This window comes from Streptomyces fulvoviolaceus (assembly GCF_000718165.1).
GTDB classification, from domain to species: domain Bacteria; phylum Actinomycetota; class Actinomycetes; order Streptomycetales; family Streptomycetaceae; genus Streptomyces; species Streptomyces fulvoviolaceus.
The window spans coordinates 1-5,172 of record NZ_JOEY01000125.1 but is presented as its reverse complement, the minus strand read 5'-3'; the positions used below and the strand labels follow the sequence as shown (position 1 = coordinate 5,172).

Annotated in this window: 2 rRNA genes; both read right to left on the bottom strand. The window is 57.7% G+C overall.

Features of this window, described 5'->3' with window-relative positions:
* Positions 1-3,073, bottom strand: a 23S ribosomal RNA gene (locus IG08_RS0152905); the annotation flags it as partial.
* 317 nt (positions 3,074-3,390) lie between these two features.
* Positions 3,391-4,918: ribosomal RNA gene (locus tag IG08_RS55460) — 16S ribosomal RNA — on the bottom strand.
* Positions 4,919-5,172 lie beyond the last annotated feature (254 nt).

The window sequence follows — 5,172 nt, the reverse complement described above, 5'->3', positions numbered from 1 at the left end:
GGCTTCCACATCCGGCCTATCAACCCAGTCGTCTACTGGGAGCCTTACCCCATCTAGTGGGTGGGAACACTCATCTCGAAGCAGGCTTCCCGCTTAGATGCTTTCAGCGGTTATCCCTCCCGAACGTAGCCAACCAGCCATGCCCTTGGCAGGACAACTGGCACACCAGAGGTTCGTCCGTCCCGGTCCTCTCGTACTAGGGACAGCCCTTCTCAATGTTCCTGCGCGCGCAGCGGATAGGGACCGAACTGTCTCACGACGTTCTAAACCCAGCTCGCGTACCGCTTTAATGGGCGAACAGCCCAACCCTTGGGACCGACTCCAGCCCCAGGATGCGACGAGCCGACATCGAGGTGCCAAACCATCCCGTCGATATGGACTCTTGGGGAAGATCAGCCTGTTATCCCCGGGGTACCTTTTATCCGTTGAGCGACGGCGCTTCCACAAGCCACCGCCGGATCACTAGTCCCGACTTTCGTCCCTGCTCGACCCGTCGGTCTCACAGTCAAGCTCCCTTGTGCACTTACACTCAACACCTGATTGCCAACCAGGCTGAGGGAACCTTTGGGCGCCTCCGTTACTCTTTAGGAGGCAACCGCCCCAGTTAAACTACCCATCAGACACTGTCCCTGATCCGGATCACGGACCCAGGTTAGACATCCAGCACGACCAGACTGGTATTTCAACGACGACTCCCCCTGAACTGGCGTCCAGAGTTCACAGTCTCCCAGCTATCCTACACAAGCCGAACCGAACACCAATATCAAACTGTAGTAAAGGTCCCGGGGTCTTTCCGTCCTGCTGCGCGAAACGAGCATCTTTACTCGTAGTGCAATTTCACCGGGCCTATGGTTGAGACAGTCGAGAAGTCGTTACGCCATTCGTGCAGGTCGGAACTTACCCGACAAGGAATTTCGCTACCTTAGGATGGTTATAGTTACCACCGCCGTTTACTGGCGCTTAAGTTCTCAGCTTCGCACACCCGAAAGTGCACTAACCGGTCCCCTTAACGTTCCAGCACCGGGCAGGCGTCAGTCCGTATACATCGCCTTACGGCTTCGCACGGACCTGTGTTTTTAGTAAACAGTCGCTTCTCGCTGGTCTCTGCGGCCACCCCCAGCTCACGGAGTAAATCCGATCACCAGTGATGGCCCCCCTTCTCCCGAAGTTACGGGGGCATTTTGCCGAGTTCCTTAACCATAGTTCACCCGAACGCCTCGGTATTCTCTACCTGACCACCTGAGTCGGTTTAGGGTACGGGCCGCCATGAAACTCGCTAGAGGCTTTTCTCGACAGCATAGGATCATCCACTTCACCACAATCGGCTCGGCATCAGGTCTCACCCTCATGTTGTGCGGATTTGCCTACACAACGGGCTACACCCTTACCCCGGGACAACCACCGCCCGGGCTGGACTACCTTCCTGCGTCACCCCATCACTCACCTACTACAAGTCTGGTCCGTCGGCTCCACCACTTTCCTTTCCCCGAAGGGTCCGGAACGGCTTCACGGACTTAGCATCGCCTGATTCAATGTTTGACGCTTCACAGCGGGTACCGGAATATCAACCGGTTATCCATCGACTACGCCTGTCGGCCTCGCCTTAGGTCCCGACTTACCCTGGGCAGATCAGCTTGACCCAGGAACCCTTAGTCAATCGGCGCACACGTTTCCCACGTGTGTATCGCTACTCATGCCTGCATTCTCACTCGTGAACCGTCCACAACTCGCTTCCGCGGCTGCTTCACCCGGCACACGACGCTCCCCTACCCATCCCAGCGGGCGTTGGCCCTCATGCTGGAATGACACGACTTCGGCGGTACGCTTGAGCCCCGCTACATTGTCGGCGCGGAATCACTAGACCAGTGAGCTATTACGCACTCTTTCAAGGGTGGCTGCTTCTAAGCCAACCTCCTGGTTGTCTGTGCGACTCCACATCCTTTCCCACTTAGCGTACGCTTAGGGGCCTTAGTCGATGCTCTGGGCTGTTTCCCTCTCGACCATGGAGCTTATCCCCCACAGTCTCACTGCCGCGCTCTCACTTACCGGCATTCGGAGTTTGGCTAAGGTCAGTAACCCGGTAGGGCCCATCGCCTATCCAGTGCTCTACCTCCGGCAAGAAACACACGACGCTGCACCTAAATGCATTTCGGGGAGAACCAGCTATCACGGAGTTTGATTGGCCTTTCACCCCTAACCACAGGTCATCCCCCAGGTTTTCAACCCTGGTGGGTTCGGTCCTCCACGACCTCTTACAGCCGCTTCAACCTGCCCATGGCTAGATCACTCCGCTTCGGGTCTTGAGCGTGCTACTAAAACGCCCTGTTCGGACTCGCTTTCGCTACGGCTACCCCACCCGGGTTAACCTCGCAACACACCGCAAACTCGCAGGCTCATTCTTCAAAAGGCACGCAGTCACGACGCACCGAGTAAACTCGATGCGCGACGCTCCCACGGCTTGTAGGCACACGGTTTCAGGTACTATTTCACTCCGCTCCCGCGGTACTTTTCACCATTCCCTCACGGTACTATCCGCTATCGGTCACCAGGGAATATTTAGGCTTAGCGGGTGGTCCCGCCAGATTCACACGGGATTTCTCGGGCCCCGTGCTACTTGGGTGTCTCTCAAACGAGCCGTTGACGTTTCGACTACGGGGGTCTTACCCTCTACGCCGGACCTTTCGCATGTCCTTCGCCTACATCAACGGTTTCTGACTCGTCTCACGGCCGGCAGACCGTAAAAGAGAGATCCCACAACCCCGTATACGCAACCCCTGCCGGGTCTCACACGCATACGGTTTGGCCTCATCCGGTTTCGCTCGCCACTACTCCCGGAATCACGGTTGTTTTCTCTTCCTGCGGGTACTGAGATGTTTCACTTCCCCGCGTTCCCTCCACATACCCTATGTGTTCAGGTATGGGTGACAGCCCATGACGACTGCCGGGTTTCCCCATTCGGAAACCCCCGGATCAAAGCCTGGTTGACGACTCCCCGGGGACTATCGTGGCCTCCCACGTCCTTCATCGGTTCCTGGTGCCAAGGCATCCACCGTGCGCCCTTAAAAACTTGGCCACAGATGCTCGCGTCCACTGTGCAGTTCTCAAACAACGACCAACCACCCATCACCCCGCCCCTGAAGGGCAAGTTCACTGGGGTCGGCACTGAAGGCAGCCTCTCGGCCGTACCCTCAGACACCCAACAGCGTGCCCGGCCGGCTCCCGCCCGAAGATCATGCTTTCCACGCCCTCCGAAGAGGGCAGTACTCGCAAGCCTCCGACCCGTGAAACCGGCCGAATAATCAACGTTCCACCCATGAGCAACCAGCATCGGACGTACGCCGATGTACTGGCCTCTGGACAGCCTTGCGGCTGCCAAGAAGTGCTCCTTAGAAAGGAGGTGATCCAGCCGCACCTTCCGGTACGGCTACCTTGTTACGACTTCGTCCCAATCGCCAGTCCCACCTTCGACAGCTCCCTCCCCACAAGGGGGTTGGGCCACCGGCTTCGGGTGTTACCGACTTTCGTGACGTGACGGGCGGTGTGTACAAGGCCCGGGAACGTATTCACCGCAGCAATGCTGATCTGCGATTACTAGCAACTCCGACTTCATGGGGTCGAGTTGCAGACCCCAATCCGAACTGAGACAGGCTTTTTGAGATTCGCTCCACCTCACGGTATCGCAGCTCATTGTACCTGCCATTGTAGCACGTGTGCAGCCCAAGACATAAGGGGCATGATGACTTGACGTCGTCCCCACCTTCCTCCGAGTTGACCCCGGCGGTCTCCTGTGAGTCCCCATCACCCCGAAGGGCATGCTGGCAACACAGGACAAGGGTTGCGCTCGTTGCGGGACTTAACCCAACATCTCACGACACGAGCTGACGACAGCCATGCACCACCTGTACACCGACCACAAGGGGGGCACCATCTCTGATGCTTTCCGGCGTATGTCAAGCCTTGGTAAGGTTCTTCGCGTTGCGTCGAATTAAGCCACATGCTCCGCTGCTTGTGCGGGCCCCCGTCAATTCCTTTGAGTTTTAGCCTTGCGGCCGTACTCCCCAGGCGGGGAACTTAATGCGTTAGCTGCGGCACCGACGACGTGGAATGTCGCCAACACCTAGTTCCCACCGTTTACGGCGTGGACTACCAGGGTATCTAATCCTGTTCGCTCCCCACGCTTTCGCTCCTCAGCGTCAGTAATGGCCCAGAGATCCGCCTTCGCCACCGGTGTTCCTCCTGATATCTGCGCATTTCACCGCTACACCAGGAATTCCGATCTCCCCTACCACACTCTAGCTAGCCCGTATCGAATGCAGACCCGGGGTTAAGCCCCGGGCTTTCACACCCGACGTGACAAGCCGCCTACGAGCTCTTTACGCCCAATAATTCCGGACAACGCTTGCGCCCTACGTATTACCGCGGCTGCTGGCACGTAGTTAGCCGGCGCTTCTTCTGCAGGTACCGTCACTTGCGCTTCTTCCCTGCTGAAAGAGGTTTACAACCCGAAGGCCGTCATCCCTCACGCGGCGTCGCTGCATCAGGCTTTCGCCCATTGTGCAATATTCCCCACTGCTGCCTCCCGTAGGAGTCTGGGCCGTGTCTCAGTCCCAGTGTGGCCGGTCGCCCTCTCAGGCCGGCTACCCGTCGTCGCCTTGGTGAGCCACTACCTCACCAACAAGCTGATAGGCCGCGGGCTCATCCTTCACCGCCGGAGCTTTCAACCCCCACCCATGCGGGCAGAAGTATTATCCGGTATTAGACCCCGTTTCCAGGGCTTGTCCCAGAGTGAAGGGCAGATTGCCCACGTGTTACTCACCCGTTCGCCACTAATCCCCACCGAAGTGGTTCATCGTTCGACTTGCATGTGTTAAGCACGCCGCCAGCGTTCGTCCTGAGCCAGGATCAAACTCTCCGTGAATGTTTAGCGGAACAGCCGGGCGGAATAAGCCCAGCCGTTCACAGCGTCCTCGCTGTGTATTTCTTCAAAGGAACCACATCCTCGACCATGACGGCCGGGGACGGGATATCAACATATCTGGCGTTGATTTTTGGCACGCTGTTGAGTTCTCAAGGAACGGACGCTTCCTTTGTACTCACCCTCGCGGGCTTTCCTCCGGGCGCTTCCCTTCGGTCTTACGTTTCCGACTCTATCAGACCGTTTCCGGTTCCGAT